Origin of the sequence: Pectobacterium sp. HCp5_1, assembly GCF_032905925.1 — a bacterium.
Taxonomy (GTDB): domain Bacteria; phylum Pseudomonadota; class Gammaproteobacteria; order Enterobacterales; family Enterobacteriaceae; genus Pectobacterium; species Pectobacterium brasiliense_A.
Window position 1 is genome coordinate 76,278 of sequence record NZ_JAUMIO010000020.1, and the last position, 17,271, is coordinate 93,548.

The 17,271-nt window shown below is 55.2% G+C and carries 13 protein-coding genes; 5 read left to right on the forward strand and 8 right to left on the reverse strand.

All coding sequences use genetic code 11. The features are described 5' to 3' along the window. Positions 1–133 precede the first annotated feature (133 nt). Together Q3A88_RS14620 and Q3A88_RS14625 are read left to right on the forward strand one after the other, a co-directional pair. Entirely contained in the window at positions 134–1,423 is a 1,290-nt protein-coding gene (locus Q3A88_RS14620) for a phosphatase PAP2 family protein (protein WP_317178182.1), read from the forward strand. Between the two features lie 464 nt (positions 1,424–1,887). Further along, a complete protein-coding gene (locus Q3A88_RS14625; RefSeq protein ID WP_317178183.1) occupies positions 1,888–3,375 on the forward strand; it encodes a methyl-accepting chemotaxis protein in 1,488 nt (495 codons plus the stop codon). A gap of 34 nt (positions 3,376–3,409) precedes the next feature. Here Q3A88_RS14625 and Q3A88_RS14630 read toward each other — a convergent pair whose 3' ends face one another. The 8 genes from Q3A88_RS14630 to Q3A88_RS14665 all read right to left on the reverse strand — a co-directional run bounded on the left by Q3A88_RS14630 (position 3,410) and on the right by Q3A88_RS14665 (position 13,501). After that, positions 3,410–4,711, reverse strand: coding sequence for an aspartate aminotransferase family protein (locus tag Q3A88_RS14630; RefSeq protein WP_110163240.1), 1,302 nt, complete (start codon positions 4,709–4,711; stop codon positions 3,410–3,412). Next, positions 4,708–5,832, reverse strand: a complete 1,125-nt coding sequence (locus Q3A88_RS14635) for a phosphotransferase (RefSeq protein ID WP_110163239.1) — start codon at positions 5,830–5,832, stop codon at positions 4,708–4,710. The genes Q3A88_RS14630 and Q3A88_RS14635 overlap by 4 nt, the downstream gene beginning before the upstream one ends. Further along, positions 5,825–6,559 carry an SDR family NAD(P)-dependent oxidoreductase gene (locus tag Q3A88_RS14640; RefSeq protein WP_014915573.1) on the reverse strand — a complete coding sequence of 245 codons (735 nt, stop codon included), beginning with the start codon at positions 6,557–6,559 and terminating at the stop codon, positions 5,825–5,827. The genes Q3A88_RS14635 and Q3A88_RS14640 overlap by 8 nt, the downstream gene beginning before the upstream one ends. 621 nt (positions 6,560–7,180) lie before the next feature. Further along, positions 7,181–7,999, reverse strand: a complete 819-nt coding sequence (locus Q3A88_RS14645; RefSeq protein WP_110163238.1) for an ABC transporter permease — start codon at positions 7,997–7,999, stop codon at positions 7,181–7,183. A 27-nt stretch (positions 8,000–8,026) separates the two neighbouring features. Continuing rightward, positions 8,027–9,295 carry an ABC transporter permease gene (locus Q3A88_RS14650; protein ID WP_039288810.1) on the reverse strand — a complete coding sequence of 423 codons (1,269 nt, stop codon included), beginning with the start codon at positions 9,293–9,295 and terminating at the stop codon, positions 8,027–8,029. A gap of 42 nt (positions 9,296–9,337) precedes the next feature. Beyond that, positions 9,338–10,417: an ABC transporter substrate-binding protein gene (locus Q3A88_RS14655; RefSeq protein WP_317178184.1), complete on the reverse strand. Its 1,080-nt coding sequence runs from the start codon at positions 10,415–10,417 to the stop codon at positions 9,338–9,340. A gap of 341 nt (positions 10,418–10,758) precedes the next feature. Next, positions 10,759–12,225, reverse strand: a complete 1,467-nt coding sequence (locus Q3A88_RS14660; RefSeq protein ID WP_110163235.1) for an NAD-dependent succinate-semialdehyde dehydrogenase — start codon at positions 12,223–12,225, stop codon at positions 10,759–10,761. 10 nt (positions 12,226–12,235) lie between these two features. Next, positions 12,236–13,501, reverse strand: coding sequence for a 4-aminobutyrate--2-oxoglutarate transaminase (locus Q3A88_RS14665; protein ID WP_317178185.1), 1,266 nt, complete (start codon positions 13,499–13,501; stop codon positions 12,236–12,238). Between the two features lie 153 nt (positions 13,502–13,654). Here Q3A88_RS14665 and Q3A88_RS14670 point away from each other — a divergent pair, with 153 nt between their 5' ends. The 3 genes from Q3A88_RS14670 (at position 13,655) to Q3A88_RS14680 (ending at position 17,212) form a co-directional block, all read left to right on the forward strand. Further along, the gene (locus tag Q3A88_RS14670) at positions 13,655–15,148 is read left to right on the forward strand and encodes a PLP-dependent aminotransferase family protein (protein WP_317178186.1); all 1,494 of its coding nucleotides are present in this window, start codon (positions 13,655–13,657) and stop codon (positions 15,146–15,148) included. A 192-nt stretch (positions 15,149–15,340) separates the two neighbouring features. Continuing rightward, positions 15,341–16,435 carry an ABC transporter ATP-binding protein gene (locus Q3A88_RS14675; RefSeq protein WP_110163232.1) on the forward strand — a complete coding sequence of 365 codons (1,095 nt, stop codon included), beginning with the start codon at positions 15,341–15,343 and terminating at the stop codon, positions 16,433–16,435. Between the two features lie 384 nt (positions 16,436–16,819). Next, positions 16,820–17,212 (forward strand): SDR family NAD(P)-dependent oxidoreductase, encoded by a 393-nt coding sequence (locus Q3A88_RS14680; protein WP_317178187.1) that lies wholly within the window; start codon positions 16,820–16,822, stop codon positions 17,210–17,212. Positions 17,213–17,271: the final 59 nt, after the last annotated feature.

A 17,271-nucleotide genomic window follows, 5' to 3' on the forward strand; every position in this document is an offset into this window, starting at 1 on the left:
CACTAAACATAACAAATCATGATAATGCGTTGATAAGCATCTCAAAATATATCCTGAAACATTACCATCACAATCAGCGCCTAGCCTGATCCCGCACCGACAAACGGTTACCCTCCCAATTAAGGATGCCACCATGCGTTATCGCTCTATGCTGCTGCCTGTTGTCAGTCTTTTCTTATTACCGCTTTCTGAGTTTGCAACGGCGTCTGAGCCGGACAGCGCGACGATCGGCGCTATTGTGGATTCCACCACGCAGGCCAGTAGCCGCCCTCGCGTTGTTGAACTGGAACAATCCATTCAGGCTGCGCTGCGCAAGGCAATCCAGGGCAATGCGCAGCAGCTTACCCGGGCACAGTTGGATCAAGCGAAACAAACGTCGCTGATGGCCGATACCGAGTGGCTAAGCGCCAGCGGTTATGACTTCGCCGTGAAAGCCAACCAGCAGGCCGGCGTTGCGCTACTGGAATCTTTCTCACACCTTTCCACTGATGTGTTACAGCAAAATACCGCTATTGTGACGCGCATTAACCGCGAAGCGACCAAGGATCAACGCGAACACGCGCTGATCGATGCCGAGGGGCAGGGATACCTCTACTATCTGGCTGATGCATTGGGCCCAAAACTCGGTCATGCATTTATCAGCGCTTATAATCGCGGTGAACTGCGCAAAGCAGCAGCCTTAATCAAGGCGTCTGAAGTCAATACGTCCGCCGCTAAACAGCATTTCGACTACCCTCGCCCTTTCCTACAGCCGAATAACACTATTCATCTGGTGCCGGATACCGCCGTGACTGGTGATAACAAACCTTACACCGCTTCCGGCGGCGCGTTTCCAAGCGGGCATACCAACACGGGTTACACCGATGCTTTGCTGTTAGCGGAAATGATCCCTGAGCGCTTCGCTCCGTTGATCGCTCGTGGTGCGCGCTATGGCTATTCGCGCATCGTGCTGGGCGTACATTATCCATTAGACGTGATGGGTTCGCGGATGCTTGCCGAGCGCAACGTGGCGCACTACCTCAACGATCCACAGTACCGTCGGCTGTTTGAACAGGCGAAGACGGAATTACGCAGCGCGTTAGAGAAAGCCTGTGGTACAACGCTGAGCGCCTGTGCCAAGAGTGATCCACAGGACGATCCTTACGCCGCACCGGAAATGAAGACGTTTTATCGCTACACGATGACGTACGGCCTGCCAGCCCAACATGGCGCGACGTCTCCGGTTAGCATTCCCGAAGGTGCGGAAGTCCTGCTTGACCCCGTGCTTTCGCATCTCTCCGTTACCGAACGCAGAAACCTGATGGTGAAAACCGCGCTGGCTGACGGGTACCCGCTCTCCGGCGCACCGGGCGATAAAGGCCCGCAGAATTTCTGGCAGCGCCTCAATCTGCATGACGCCGTGCAATTAGCTCAGCATCGGTAACGGCTCTCCTCTTCCCCGCATTTTCCTGCGCGGGGAAGAAGAACATCACACGGGGAATACTATTTAATAACGGAAAGTTAATAACGGAAATTTATTATCCGAGTGATTATCCTCATCGTGGTTTTGTTTCATTTTTTTTAAAAATTCACGCTTCTGGTTTTTTAGAAATCGGCAATTACGGCGTTACCTTAACGATTATCTCCGTCAGTTAGCTGTAACGGTAACTTTCCAGGCAGGATAATATTTTAATGACTATTTCCCAGGCAGCATAGAATGCCAATTGGTTTGTAAACCAATGTAAATTAACGCTGTCACAAGTCCCTTAATGCCATTTTTTAATTTTAGTTAGTCTCAACATAAATATTCTCTTTCTTCCGTCGATATAGAAATACCGCTCCTTATCTGGGAGTAATTTAGAGGTACTTATGAGCATTAAACTTAAATTAATTTCGGTTATGTTGTTAATGGCATTACTGCTTTTAACCGTCTCTCTGCTCGGGCTGTTTGGCATGAACAGCACAAATCAGTCGATGAAAACACTGTATCAGGATCGGCTGGTCGCTCTGCAGTATCTTGGCAATGTAACCAGACAGATGAACAACGTGATGTTTGAAATCGCCAGCGTTGACCTCTCACAGCCGAACAACGTCAAGACAGGGCTGGAACATATCGAAGAAGCACAAAAAATTTATAATGCGCAATGGGACTTGTACAGTAAAACGTATTTAACGGGCGATGAACAAACATTAGAAGAACAGTATGTTGTCTTATACAAGCAGTACAATGAAAAAGTCATCCTTCCCGCCATTCGTGCAATACAAAAAAATGACAAAGAGGCGCTAGAATATATTATTAACCACACACTAAAAAACGAATACGCCCCGCTGCAGAAAATTGCCGACCAACTGATCAAATTACAATCGGATGTGGGAGAGGAACTGTATACCGAGTCACAAAATAGTTTCAGTAATATATTATTTTCCGTGGTGATTACCCTTCTGGTCGGGATAGCTATCGTTGCCTTATCAGGGTGGCGATTGATTCTCTCGATTGCCGTACCAATAAAAAATGCCGTGGATTTAGCCAGAAAAGTGGCAGATGGCGATCTGACACACCGCATCGCGATTACGTCAAACGATGAAATGGGACAGCTACAAACCGCACTGCGGGAAATGGTGCTGAACCTGACGGATATCGTTGAGCGCGTACACAGCAACGCCGACATTATTGCGACCGCATCCAGCCAGATTAACAGCGGCAATATCGATCTCTCCTCTCGAACCGAGCAGCAGGCCAGTTCACTGGAAGAAACCGCGGCCTCAATGGAACAGATGACCTCCTCGGTCAAACAGAATGCCACCCATGCCGCTCACGCCAGTCAGTTGGCAACCACCGCCTCACAGCGCGCGGTTGACGGCGGCAAGATGATGGGCGATGTGACCAATGCCATGCAACAGATGGTGTCATCCGCAGAGAAAATCACCAATATTATCGGCGTGATCGACGGCATCGCCTTCCAGACTAACATCCTCGCGCTGAACGCCGCCGTGGAAGCCGCCCGAGCGGGCGAACAAGGCCGAGGATTTGCGGTCGTCGCAGGCGAAGTCCGCACGCTGGCACAGCGCAGCGCCAACGCGGCGAAAGAGATCAAAGAACTGATCGGGACGTCCGTCGAACAGGCAAATCATGGACACCATGCCGTCATCGAAGCGGGCAGCACGATTCAAAGCGTAGTGGAAGACATCAAACGCGTGGCCTCGATCGTGACCGAAATTTCTACTGCCAGCAATGAACAAAGCCTGGGCATTGGGCAGATTAATACCGCGATTTCACAGATGGAAACGGTCACGCAGCAAAACGCCGCGCTGGTAAACGAAGCCGCCGCGGCCGCTGGTTCGCTGTCCGAACGTGCGGGTGAACTCAGCCATGCCGTTGCGGCGTTCCGTATCTAATCACCTTGCCTTTTCACGTCACCCGCGCGATTGATTATTCCCACGTGCGGGTATCGATGACCTTTAACACGTCGCTCAACGTGGTTAAAAACACATCGGCGTGCTCTTCCTGAAACACCAGCGGCGGGCGAACTTTCAGCACGTTTGCCGCTGGCCCCGTCGCGCTGATCAGCACACCGCGCTGACGCATAGCATTCACGACCTGCAATGCGGATTCCGTTGCCGGCGCTTTGCTTTCGCGATCGCTAACCAGATCTACGCCGATAAACAGACCATAAGCCCGAATATCGCCAATCAGCGGGAAATCCTGCGCTAACTGCTGTAAGCCTTGCCGCAGATAATCACCAACCCGCTGGGCATTCTGCTGTAACTGTTCTTCCCGAATCACTCGCAGCACCGCGTGCGCCGCCTGACAGGACACCGGATTGCCGCCGAACGTATTGAAATAGCGGACATCTCGCCCGAATGCATCGAACAGCGCGGAACGCCCAACCAGTCCAGCAATCGGATGTCCATTGCCCATCGGTTTCCCTAAACTCACCAGATCCGGGATAACACCGTGACGCGCAAAGCCCCACATTGATTCCCCGGTGCGCCCAAAACCCGGCTGCACTTCATCTGCGATAAACAGTCCGCCCGCCTGACGAATCAGCGCAGCCGCCTGCGCCATCTCGCCTTCCGGTGCGCAGAACACACCATCACTGGAAAAAATCGTATCGATCAGCAGCGCGGCAGGACGAATGCCTTCCTGCTGCATCTGCGCCAGCGCATCACGAATACTGCGAAGAAATGCACCGGGCTGGCGATAGGTATCCGGCGGCTCGATCAGTTTCACGTGACTGCCGCGCGCCACACCATCCCCCAGCGACGGCGACAGTTCTGCCAGCGCGCTGGTTACGCCGTGATACGCCCAGCGCGTTACCAACACGCCCGTTCCCCCCGTCGCATGTCGGGCAATGCGTAATGCCAGATCGTTGGCTTCACTGCCGGTACAGGTCAGCATCACGTTGTTCAACTCGGCAGGAAACTCACTCAGCAGATCTTCCGCGAAATCAATAATCGCAGGGTGCAGGTATCGCGTGTGGGTATTGAGCTGTGCGCTCTGTCGCGCCATCGCCTCAACCACTGCCGGATGGCAATGCCCAACCGAGGCCACATTGTTATACACATCCAGATAGCGTTTCCCCTGATGATCGACCAGCCACACGCCCTCACCGCGCGCAACGTGCAGGGGTTCTTCATAAAACAGGCGGTAGCCGCTGCCCAATACTCGCTGACGGCGCGCCAGCAACGCCTCTGTCGTGGTCATTTCAGGCGTGATTTCTCTCTGATTCATCGCGCGTTCTCCGGACAAACCTGCTGTAGGCGAGTCACAAACTGGGTATGAGAATAGGTCGCGATGCGCTGCAAACTGTGCCAGCAGCGCGGCACATTGCGCAGCAGATATTCCCGATTGTCGGGATAGCGTGATGCCCGCCACTGCGCAATCGTCAGGGTCAGCGCCATGCGGGTCGCAATCAAATCCGGTAACAGCGCGATCTCCGCCGATGTCAGCGGTCTGTGCTGATGATAGGCGGCAACAAACGGCACAACCTGTTCCAGCAGGTCCGCGCCATCGCCAATCTGGTATGCCAGCGCCGTCGCCACTTCGCAGATTAGCGGGGCAAAGACGGCATCGCCAAAATCGATAATGCCGGTGACCCGCGTCGGCGACGCCCCATCAACCAGCACGTTATGTGGGTTCAGATCGTTATGAATGACCTGGCGGCGTAGCATCGTCAATTCAGGCGCGACATGGCTGTCATAACGATCAAAAGTACGCTGAAGATGCTGATATTGCTGTCGCTCAGGCACAAAATCGAGGTAAAGACGCACCTGCTCTGCGCGGCTGATATCCCACAGTAGAGAACGGTTCGCCGCCGGATGCATAAAGCCGTAAAGCGCGTTGTCTAACTGCGCCAGCGTGCCCCCCAGTTGCGGCATCAGTGCCGTTGAAGGCGAAGCCAGATAGTGCGGCATGCCTGCGAGATAGCTCACCAACCGCACGCGCAGCAGTACACCATCAATTTCAACGCACGTTTCTGGCAGACCCGCTGTTGTCGGCCTGATGCGCGGTACGGGCAATTCGGGTGCCTGCTGAGCAAGATGTAATAGCAACGCGGTCTGAAAATCACTGACGTCGGCGGGCTCAGCGGCATTGATGACTTTCAGCATGTAGCGTTCATCGGGCGTGACCGTCAGGCAGAAATTCATATCACGCTCGCCCTGAAGCAGCGTCATCTGCCCAGACAAGCCATATTCTTGCTGCGCGATAGCCAATGCCTGCTGACAAGAAACTTGCGGTGCCGCCTGCGTCATCAGCTCATCGCCATGCGATGCAACGTCGGCAAACACCGGCTGATTGGACGCTTCAGTGGGAAACGTGGGAAAAAGTACAGTGCGTCGTCCGTCAGACATGCTGCCCTCCGTTAACGTGGATTTCCGCGCCGTTGACATAAGAAGCCCCAGAAGTGCAGAGAAAATAGATCAGGCTTGCTACCTCTTCGGGTTTACCTAAACGCTGCATCGGCACCTGCCGCTCAATAATGTCGTCCGTCCCCGGTGACAGAATCGACGTCTCAATTTCCCCCGGCGCAATCGCATTGACGCGAACGCCGTGTGGACCAAAATCAAAGGCCATTTCCCGCGTCAGCGCGGACAGCGCCGCTTTTGACGTCGCGTAAGCCACGCCGGCAAAGGGATGAACGCGCGATCCGGCAATCGAGGTCACATTAATCACGCAGCCCTGTGACGCTTTTAGCTCGTCGAACAAGCCGTTTGCCAGCAGCGCGCAGGAAAACAGATTGACGTTGAAGACCCGCAGCCAGGTCGCATAGTCCGTGTCGCGCACGCCCAAACGCTGCCCGTCGACACCCTTTGGTGAAATCCCTGCGTTATCGACCAGCGCATCTAACCGCCCGCCCAGCTTTTCTTTAATCAGCGGCAGCGTCTGTTGCAGGCTGTCGATATCTTCCAGATCGAGATGAATGTGATTAAGCAATTTTTCCGCCCACGGGCACTCTTCCGCCCAGTTTTGGCGTGACGCGGTAAAGATTCGCCACCCCGCCGCGTGAAAATGCTTAACGGTGGCATGCCCGATTCCCCGGCTAGCGCCGGTCAGCAAGAGTGTTTTTTGCACTGTCATACCGAATCTCCTGAGCCTTTGTACAATCATTTTTACATAGCACACATCAAAATGGTGTTTGATGCATCATAAATTGGGTTTTAAAAAAAGCTGAAGGAATTTTCAGCGAAATTTAGTCTTTCCTCTTGGCGAAATGCGCCCTTAAACACATTTTTATGCCGAATCAGCGTGCGTTTCGTGCGCCACAATACTGTTATTTCATGCTACCTCGTAGCACGCGCCCGACACAGGGCGGCTCAATCGCCGTCGCCCTGTGAACCCTGGCTTCCGGCTAAATTATGCCGCTACGCGGTGCCATCGGTGTTCATGAGCACAATTCGAGCCGCCAGTGACGCGTTTACTCGCCCCATAAATGGGGCTCGCCCTTCGGGCCAGCACAAGTGCTGTTCAAAAACGTCTTTGACGTTTTTGTCAGACGCGGCACTGACTTTCGCGGCGTCCATGCCGCTCACTCGGTACTCATGCCCACCGCTGCATAATTTCCTACGCCGGATAACTGCTCCCCATTGTGCTGTGTATCACGTGTGCAAGAAACGGCGTATGAAGGGAGAAATAAGCTATCAACGCGCACGAAGCAAACCACCAACACTAACCCCCCCTAACGTGGTGCGGTTATCCACCTTAGCCCCCGCTCCGTAAACGCTCCGAGCGACGGCGCAGGATTTCCATCACGATGAGCAGGACAAGTGCAGCGCCCACCATCATGGTGGCGGCGGCGGCTATCGTCGGGTCGAGGTTTTCGCGGATACCGGCAAACATCTGTAGCGGCAGCGTGCGCTGGCGCGGGCTGGCGAGGAACAGCGTGACGATCACCTCATCAAACGAGGTCGCAAAAGCAAAGAGCGCCCCAGAGAACACACCGGGCGCAATCAGCGGGAACGTTACCTTGCGAAAAGCCAGCAGCGGCGAAGCACCCAGGCTGGCGGCAGCACGCGTCAGGTTGTGATCGTAATTCTTCAATACCGCGGTGACCGTAATCACCACGAACGGCACGCCCAGCATCGCATGTGCCAACACCAGCCCCAGATAGCTGTTCAGCAGCGACAGCTTGGCGAAGAAGAAAAACATCCCTACCGCGACAATCACCACCGGCGCAATCATCGGCGAAATCAGCACGGCCATCACCAGAGACTTCCCACGAAACTCACCGCGTACCAGCCCGACCGATGCCAGCACGCCGAGTACCGTCGCCAGCAGCGTGGCAAGTGGTGCAATCAGCAGGCTGTTGCCCAGTGCCCCCAGCCACTCGCTGGAGTTGAAAAACTCGTGATACCAGCGCAGGGAAAATCCTGTCAGCGGATAGCTCAGAAACGAACCGGCATTAAATGAGAGCGGAACAATCACCAGCACGGGCACGATTAAAAACAACAGCATCGCCGCCCCGTAAAAATTAAAGAACGTGTTCCACAGGCGGATCATCACTTCACCCTGCTGTCTCATGTGTTATCTCCCCAATATAAGGTGTGCTTAGTGCGCCGCGGCTTCTGCATTGGTGCGCGTGACACGGATGTACACGACATACAGCAGCGTCACGATGATCAGCAACTGCGTCCCCAGCGCGGCCGCCATTCCCCAGTTCATCGTGCTATTGGTGAAGAACGCGACAAAATAGCTCAGCATTTGGTCACTCGGTCCACCCAGCAGCGCTGGCGTAATGTAGTAGCCAATCGCCATCATAAAGACCAGCAGCGCTCCCGCCGTCACGCCCGCGTACGTTTGCGGCACGTAAACCCGCCAGAAGGCGATAAACGGATGCGCCCCCAGCGAAATCGCCGCGCGTACATAGTTCGGGGAAATGCCTTTCATCACCGCATACAGCGGCAAAATGAAGAACGGCAGCAGGATGTGGGTCATTGAGATGTAGACACCGATGCGGTTAAACACCAGCACCAGCGGCTCATCGATAATGCCGATGTGAATCAGCGAGCGGTTGATCAAGCCGCCCGACTGCAACAGCACAATCCAACTCGCGGTGCGCACGATCAGCGATGTCCAGAACGGCAGCAGCACCAGAATCAGCAGCAGATTGGCACGGTTAGATGGCTGTTTTGCCAGCCAATAGGCCAGCGGATATCCCAGCCCCACGCACAGCAGCGTCACCACGCCCGCCATGAGCAGCGTACGCAGCAGCACGTCGACGTACAGCGCCTGATCGGCAGGCTGCGGGACAATCTGCTGCGTGGTGGCATCGATTTTGTGGTCAAACACCGCCAGCAGGTAATAGCTGGTGAAAGGCCGCGCCGCCCGGTCGAACGTTTGCCAGGTCGCCAATTCACCCCACATTGGTTGCTCACGTATCAGTTGAGCGCGTATGTCGCTGCTGCCCTCGGCGGGCAGCTTACGCAGTGTGCGGGTAATCAGCGTACGGTATTCCGATCCTTCATATCCTAACCGTTTGGTGATCGTGCTTAGCTTACCGCTGCTGCGGGCATCGCGCAGATCGCCAACCAGCGCCCGAAAGACGGCTTCATCCGGTACATCGTTGCCCGACCAAAGCCGCATCGCGGCAATGGTCTGTGGCATATTGTCACGCAATTCCGGGTTGGAGACGCTTTTCCCCAAAATCGAGGTGATCGGGAAGAGAAAACTCACCACGATAAACAGAAACAGCGGCGCAATCAGCAGCAGAGAGCGTTTCTTATAGGCTTTCTGCGCCAGCCACAGTTGCTGTTTCAAGGTTGAATTTTCTTCGTTTCCGCCAGACGCTACAGCGGCGACGACATCGCTCTGGGACATAGGCTCTTTCTCCATCATCACGTACGGTCACTCACTACGGCTTTATTGCGCGGCCCAGGCATTAAAACGTTGCTCCAGCTCTTCGCCGTGATCGATCCAAAACTCCGTATCAACTTGCAACGCCTGTGCCAGATTATCTGGGGCCGTTGGCAAATTGGCAGCAACGGCCGGAGCCAGCAGGCTGGTGGTTTTGACGTGCGTCGGGCCGTACGGAATGTTTTCGGCGAATACTTTCTGGTTTTCCGGCTGGTTGGCAAACGCAATAAACTGCTCCGCCAGCGCCTTATGCTTGGAGCCTTTGACGATCGCCCAGCTATCCAGATCGTAAATACTGTCGGCCCAGACAATCTTGAAGTCATGCCCTTCTTTCTGCGCCGCTGAGACGCGGCCGTTATACGCGGAGGTCATCACCACATCGCCCGACACCAGCCATTGCAGAGGCTGTGCGCCGGATTCCCACCACTGGATATTCGATTTGATCTGATTCAGTTTCTTGAAGGCGCGCTCGACACCTTCTGGCGTCGCCAACACCGTGTAGAGATCGTCGCGCTTCACGCCATCGGCCAGCAGCGCGATTCCCAGCGTAAATTTGGCGCTTTTACGCAGCGCACGCTTGCCGGGATAATCCTTCACATTCCAGAAATCAGCCCAGCTTTTCGGTGCCTGTTTCAGCTTCTGCGCGTTATAGGTCAGTACGGTAGACCACAGGAAGATCCCCGCACCGCACTCACTGACTGCGCCTTTAACAAACTGGGACTGATCGCCCAGTTTTGACCAGTCCAGCGGTTCAAACAGCCCTTCGTTACAGCCGCGCATCAGTTCTGGACCTTCAACTTCCACGACGTCCCAGCCTACCTGTCCGGTTTCCACCATCGCCCGGATACGTGCCATTTCACCGTTGTACTCACCGGCTTCCACCGTGCCTTTGCCCGCTGCGGCGAACGGTTTGTAAAATGCCTTATCCTGCGCATCCTTGTTTAACCCGCCAAATGAGATCACCGTGACGGACTCCGCCTGCGCCTGACAGGCCATCGTCACCAGAAAAGCCGTGGCCGCTATTTTCTTCAGTACCGGACGGTTGAAGAGGCCTTTCGCTTTGGATGTGTTGTTGAGTTTGGACATCTTTTCGCTCCTGGAGTGTTAGCCAACGTAATAAGGTCAAATACGAACCACAATTTTTGTGCGCCGAACTTTGATGCATCATGTATCATGATAATCACGCAAAAAAATATGAGCATAAATTGTGCCAATTCAAAAATTTTATTGATGTTTTACTACTGCGGCGGCGGGAACGGTGAGGAGAAGCATCAGGAAGACACAACCGCTATCGATACCTGATGCCATTTCACCCTTTTTGCCATGTTGTGGTGCAATCCAGCATTGCCTTGCACCACCCAGACACATTGCGCGTCTGGTGTTCGCGTGCCGATACGGGCTATCGACACGCGTTTCTTACCGACGATCTACCGGGAAAGATCGACGCAGAGGTATTTCATTTCCAGATAGTCTTCGATCCCGAAACGTGACCCTTCACGCCCCAGCCCGGACTGCTTCACGCCGCCAAATGGCGCGACTTCATTCGAGATCAGTCCGGTATTGATACCAACCATGCCGTAGTCCAGCGCTTCCGGCACCGTCCACTGACGCACGGCGTCACGCGTGTAGACATAGGCTGCCAGCCCAAACTCGGTATCGTTCGCCATCGCAATTGCCTCAGCTTCATCACTGAAGCGGAACAGCGGTGCCACGGGCCCGAACGTCTCTTCGCGGGCAAAGCGCATCTCGCGCGTCACCCCGCCGACGATGGTTGGCGTGAAGAACGTGCCGCCCCGTTCGTGGCGTTTCCCGCCCAGTAGCAGCGTTGCCCCGTGCGATAGCGCATCCGCAATGTGCTGCTCAACCTTGCTGACCGCATCGGCATCAATCAGCGGCCCCTGCGTCACACCCGGCTGCGTACCGTCGCCGACGTTCAACTTGCGCACTTCCTCAACCAGCCGTTCGACAAGCGCTGGATAAATACCCTCTTGCACGTAGATTCGGTTAGCGCAGACGCAGGTCTGCCCGCTGTTGCGGAACTTGGAGGCCAGAATGCCTTTCACCGCCTGATCCACATCAGCATCATCGAATACGATAAACGGCGCGTTGCCGCCCAGCTCCAGCGACAGCTTTTTCACCGTCGGCGCACTCTGCGCCATCAGAATACGGCCTACTTCCGTCGAACCCGTGAAGCTCAGCTTGCGCACCACCGGGCTATCACACAGCACTTTACCGACCGACTGCGCATCACCGACGATAACCTGCAATACGCCGCGCGGAATCCCCGCCTGCTGCGCCAGTTCCGCTAACGCCAGTGCGGTAAACGGTGTCTGCTCGGCTGGCTTAACGATCATCGTGCAACCGGCCGCCAGCGCGGGCCCGACCTTACGCGTGATCATCGCGGCGGGGAAATTCCACGGCGTAATCGCCGCACACACGCCAATCGGCTGCTTGATGACCAGCAGGCGCTGTTGCCCTTGTGGAGATTGCAGCACGCTGCCTTCAATGCGCTTGGCTTCTTCCGCAAACCAGTCGATAAAGCTGGTCGCATAGGCGATTTCGCCCCGCGCTTCCGCCAGCGGTTTTCCCTGCTCCGCCGTCAGCAGCGCAGCCAGATCCTCCTGATTGTCCATAATCAGGCGCGCCCACGCCTGCAATAGCGCGGCACGCTCTTTTCCCGTCTTCTTACGCCACTCAACCAGCGCCTGTTCAGCGGCGGTAATCGCCAGTTTAGTTTGTGACACCGTCACTAGCGGTACGCTACCCAGTACCTCGCCCGTCGCCGGATTGGTGACGTCCAGACGCTCACCGTTTTGGCTGTCTTGCCACTCGCCGTCAATCAGGCAGTGCTGACGGAATAAGGCTTGTTGTTTCAGTAACTGTTCCAGTTGCATAGCTTCTCTTCTATCGTGTTAATAGGCGCGTCAGGATGCTCATCGCCTTGCTGAACTGATCGTCAGGCACCGTTAACGGATACAGGAAACGAATCACGTTGCCATGCACGCCGCAGGTCAGGAGCAGCAGACCGGCTTCCAACGCGCTTTTCTGAAATTGACGGGTAATCTCTGCCGAGGGTTTACCGGTCTGCGGATCGTTAAATTCGGCGGCGACCATCGAGCCCTGTGCACGAATCGCCACCAGTGCCGGACACTGCGCTTTGATCTTCTCCAGCGTTTCCACCAGCGCAGCCCCCAGACGCTGTGCGCGTTGGCACAATTTCTCTTCTTCAATCACATCCAATACCGCCAGCGCAGAGGCGACCGACAGCGGGTTACCCGCATAAGTGCCACCCAGTCCGCCCGGCGAAGGGGCATCCATGACGTCAGCACGGCCGACGACGCCGGAGATCGGGAAGCCACCGCCCAGGCTTTTCGCCATGGTGATCAGGTCCGCTTTCTCCGCGTAATATTCCATCGCAAACAGCTTACCAGTACGGGCAAAGCCCGTCTGCACTTCGTCGGCAATCAGCAAAATGCCATGCTCGTCACACAGTTTACGCAGCCCGCTGATAAAGGCCGGCGGCGCGACGTGGAAACCGCCTTCGCCCTGTACCGGCTCCAGAATAATCGCGGCAACCTGATCGGCAGCAATGTCGGTATGCATCAAACGTTCAACGCTTTCCAACGCCTGCTCAACGGTGATGCCTTGTTTCTCATTCGGATAAAGCGCGTGAAAAATGGAGCCGGGGAACGGCCCGAATCCTGTGGAGTATGGTGCCACTTTGCCCGTCAGCGTCATCGTCAGCAGCGTACGGCCGTGGAACGCCGCGTTGAAGGCGATCACGCCGGGGCGTTTGGTGTACGCGCGGGCAATTTTCACCGCGTTTTCTACTGCTTCGGCGCCGGTGGTAAAGAACGTGGTCTTTGCCGCGCCTTCAATCGGTGCCAGCGCGTTGATGCGCTCGGCCAACGTGACATAGCTGCCGTAAGGTACAATCTGGTAGGCTGTATGGGTAAAGCGATCCAACTGCTCGCGCACCGCCGCGACAATCTTCGGGTGGCGGTGGCCAGTGTTCAGTACCGCAATCCCGGCGGCGAAATCGATAAATTCTCGACCTTCCACATCCCACAGCGTGCTGTTTTCCGCACGCTCGGCATAGAAATCACACATGACGCCCACACCACGCGGTGTGGCGGCCAGACGGCGTTGATTCAGTTCGCTATTCTTCATGGTCTGCTCCGGTATCCCAAACACATCGGTTAGTCGTTGAACGATGATGAGTCGAACGGTAACGATTAGTGTAGTTGCAAGATGATGATGTCATTTAGACGCGAGATGGTTCTATAATCCAGTGCCAGTTTTGAATATTTGAAGGATCCACTTTTGCGCTCACTTCTGACCGACTTATTGCTTCAGCGTTTAGCCAACCAGCAAGACGGCGCGCTGAACAAGCGTTTGTACGACAGCATTCGTCTGGCGATTCTTGATGGCGCGATTGCCGCTGGCGAGCGTCTGCCATCGTCGCGCGATCTGGCGCAGCAGCTGTCGCTGTCGCGCAATACCGTGCTGACGGCTTACGAACAGCTACTGGCGGAAGGCTATATTGAAGCGCGTAAAGGAAGCGGGACATTCGTCACGAAACAGCTCCCCGATGGCAATATGCAGCCGGTGAGCAGCGACAATGCCGGGGAGATGCGCGAGCCTAAGCATGAGCTGTCGCGGCGCGGTATGCATCTTCTGGGGTATGCCGGTGCCTCCGCCCGACAATGGGGTGCATTTATGCCGGGCATCCCGGATATCGCCAGTTTTCCCCATGATTTATGGCGACGGATTCAGACACGCCTGACGCGGCGTGTTCGCCCTGAGCAGCTTTCCTATTCGCCGATTGGCGGCTGCCCCGAACTGCAATTGGCGCTGGTGGATTACCTGCGCGTCGCCCGTTCGGTGGAGTGTACGCCGGAGCAGATTCTGATTACCGAAGGCACCCATCAGGCGATGGATCTGCTGGCTAAAATGCTGTGCAACCCCGGCGATCTGGCCTGGATTGAAGATCCCTGCTATTGGGGCATTCGTAATGTCCTGACGATTAACGGCCTGCGCGTTGCCCCCGTCGATGTGGATGAACAGGGGCTGGTACCGCCGGAAACGCTCTCGCCCGATGCCGCCCCACGCCTGATTTGCGTGACGCCGTCACATCAGTATCCGCTGGGTGCGGTGATGAGTCTGGCGCGGCGTCAACGTCTACTGGCACTGGCACAGGAGCACGGCTGCTGGGTCGTTGAGGATGATTACGACAGCGAATTTCGCTTTTCCGGCAGCCCGATCCCTGCGCTGCAAGGATTACAGACGCAATCGCCGGTGATCTACATCGGCACATTCAGCAAGACGCTCTACCCCGGCCTGCGCGTTAGCTACATGGTGCTGCCACCGCTGCTGGCGCAGTCGCTGAAGACGGCACATTCCGAGCTCTATCGCGGCGGGCACTGGCTCACGCAGGCGACGCTCGCGCAGTTTATCCGCGAAGGCCACTACGCCGCGCATATCCGCCGTATGCGCCTGCTGTATGCCAAACGCCGCGCGCTATTGACGTCACTGATCGAACAGCATCTGGGGGCAGATTACGTCGGAGACAACAGCAACGCCGGGCTGCATATGCTGCTCAGCCTGCCTTCCCACATCGATGATGTTGTATTGAGCGCCGCGATTTTGCGCCGTGGCGTGATGGTCAAACCGCTTTCCAGCTATTACCTGCAGCCGACACAGCAGCGCGGTTTATTACTGGGCTACGCCAGCGTGGAAGAGAGCCACATGACGCAGGCTTTCTCCGTGATTGTGGCCTGTATTCAGGCGCTGAATCCCCCTCATTCTGACGCCTGACAGCTCCCGTTTTGATACGCGTCCCTTCGCACCGTTACGGTGCCACCCTCCATCGGTGCGCCCTATTACGGCGCACTCGTTGAGGTGAACAACGGCGTTATGATGCATTGCAGCACGGTATTTTCTGCTCACTACGCATTCGGCATGGTTTATGCATTCTTATGAATAACAGTGACTGCCGGAGAGTGAAAAATGAGAAATTACGTCAGCTTCAGGAATGTTCAGAAGACCTATGACGGCGACCGCCTGATCGTCAAAAACCTCAATCTGGATATCCGTGAAGGTGAATTTCTGACCCTGCTTGGGCCATCCGGCTCGGGAAAAACCACCAGTTTGATGATGCTCGCCGGGTTTGAAACCCCGACGCAGGGGGAAATTATGCTGCGTGATGCCCCGCTGCACCATCTCCCGCCGCACCAGCGCGACATCGGTATGGTGTTTCAGAACTACGCGCTGTTCCCACACATGACCGTGGCGGAGAATCTGGCGTTTCCGCTCTCCATCCGCCGTCTGAACCGTGCCGATATCAAAGAGAAAGTGGATCGGGTACTGGATCGCGTAAAACTCACCAGTCTGGCCGATCGCTACCCTGCACAGATGTCCGGCGGCCAGCAGCAACGTGTGGCGCTGGCTCGCGCGCTGGTTTTCGAGCCAAAGCTAGTGCTGATGGATGAACCGCTGGGCGCGCTGGACAAGCAACTACGTGAGCATATGCAGCTAGAAATCAAGGAGCTGCATCAGTCGCTGGAATTAACCGTGGTGTACGTCACCCATGACCAAAGCGAAGCGATGACCATGTCCAACCGCGTCGCCGTATTTAACGATGGCGTGATTCAGCAGATGGACAGCCCCAGCGACATCTACGAAAAACCCGAGAACGCTTTTGTGGCGCAGTTTATCGGCGAAAATAATACGCTGCTCGCCACGCGTGCCGAGGCCGAAGGCGCATTCTATCGGGCAACGCTGGACGACGGCACTTCGCTACGCGCACTGAAAGTCCGCCCCAGTTCACCGGGTCGAAAAATCACGCTCTGCATCCGTCCGGAACGTATTCACGTCAACGCGGCTCACGTCGATGACGGCATGCAGCAGGTCAAAGCCCGAATTCAGCAGTTCATCTATCTGGGCGATCACGTCAGGATGATGACGGAAGTGGCAGGCCAGCCGCAGTTTATGGTGAAACTCCCCGCCAGCGAGATTCAGCCACACTGGAAAGCCGGCACCGAAGTCAACCTGTCATGGCAGCCGGAACACCTGCGCGCGCTGGATAGCATCATCACGCATTAAGCGTGGCGTGTTAACCGTGTCAAAAGACGCAGAAAAACGAGTGACATAAAATAGAACGTTGCCCCCGAAACAGGGGCAACAAATAAACCATTAACGCGACGGGAACAGATAAAGAAAAGAGGAAAATGATTAGCGCTATAGTGCATGATTTTTATTTAGGTAATTAATGCGTGACCACTCACAACTCAAAAATATCCTGTTTATTAATGACAGAATATCGCTGGAATTTTTTCCTGATATCTATTTAAACTCAATGCTGTTTCAAGTGCTATTCCTTCCTATTTCAAGTTTCAGATACGTTATTCAATAATAACGTTTTATTCTGTAATACGAATTATTTAGGGCACATTCTAATGGATAGAAATCTCAATTAAGGGAATCGGTATGGATACGCCGCACTTCTTTGACCTGTCTGGAAAAACCGCGCTCATCACAGGAGGATCGCGTGGATTAGGGCTACAAATTGCTGAAGCACTCGGGGCACAAGGTGCCCACATAATCCTCTCGGCGCGCCACGCCGATGAATTGCAGACCGCGCAGTCACACCTCTCCTCATTGGGTATTCGCGCCGACTGGATTGCCGCCGACAATGCGCAGGATCGCGATATTGAGCGCCTCGCCGAGGAAGCTATCGCCAAGACGGGCCAGATAGATATTCTCGTCAATAATGCTGGTACGGCATTCGGTTCCCCGGCGGAAGACCATGCGATTGCCAGGGCGGGATTCTACTTTGTTGATGAATTAACCAAAGATAACCTCGCTACGAAAATCTCCTGACCATCCGGCACATTGTCGTTTGCCCGCTATGCTATCTTTTTTTCCTTCATGCTGTTTCA

What these genes read in the sequence shown, in the direction of transcription:
- Q3A88_RS14620 (WP_317178182.1), top strand. Translation starts at nt 134, where the DNA reads ATGCGTTATCGCTCTATGCTGCTGCCTGTTGTCAGTCTTTTCTTATTA.
- Q3A88_RS14625 (WP_317178183.1), top strand. Translation starts at nt 1,888, where the DNA reads ATGGCATTACTGCTTTTAACCGTCTCTCTGCTCGGGCTGTTTGGCATG.
- Q3A88_RS14630 (WP_110163240.1), bottom strand. Translation starts at nt 4,711, where the DNA reads ATGAATCAGAGAGAAATCACGCCTGAAATGACCACGACAGAGGCGTTG.
- Q3A88_RS14635 (WP_110163239.1), bottom strand. Translation starts at nt 5,832, where the DNA reads ATGTCTGACGGACGACGCACTGTACTTTTTCCCACGTTTCCCACTGAA.
- Q3A88_RS14640 (WP_014915573.1), bottom strand. Translation starts at nt 6,559, where the DNA reads ATGACAGTGCAAAAAACACTCTTGCTGACCGGCGCTAGCCGGGGAATC.
- Q3A88_RS14645 (WP_110163238.1), bottom strand. Translation starts at nt 7,999, where the DNA reads ATGAGACAGCAGGGTGAAGTGATGATCCGCCTGTGGAACACGTTCTTT.
- Q3A88_RS14650 (WP_039288810.1), bottom strand. Translation starts at nt 9,295, where the DNA reads ATGTCCCAGAGCGATGTCGTCGCCGCTGTAGCGTCTGGCGGAAACGAA.
- Q3A88_RS14655 (WP_317178184.1), bottom strand. Translation starts at nt 10,417, where the DNA reads ATGTCCAAACTCAACAACACATCCAAAGCGAAAGGCCTCTTCAACCGT.
- Q3A88_RS14660 (WP_110163235.1), bottom strand. Translation starts at nt 12,225, where the DNA reads ATGCAACTGGAACAGTTACTGAAACAACAAGCCTTATTCCGTCAGCAC.
- Q3A88_RS14665 (WP_317178185.1), bottom strand. Translation starts at nt 13,501, where the DNA reads ATGAAGAATAGCGAACTGAATCAACGCCGTCTGGCCGCCACACCGCGT.
- Q3A88_RS14675 (WP_110163232.1), top strand. Translation starts at nt 15,341, where the DNA reads ATGAGAAATTACGTCAGCTTCAGGAATGTTCAGAAGACCTATGACGGC.
- Q3A88_RS14680 (WP_317178187.1), top strand. Translation starts at nt 16,820, where the DNA reads ATGGATACGCCGCACTTCTTTGACCTGTCTGGAAAAACCGCGCTCATC.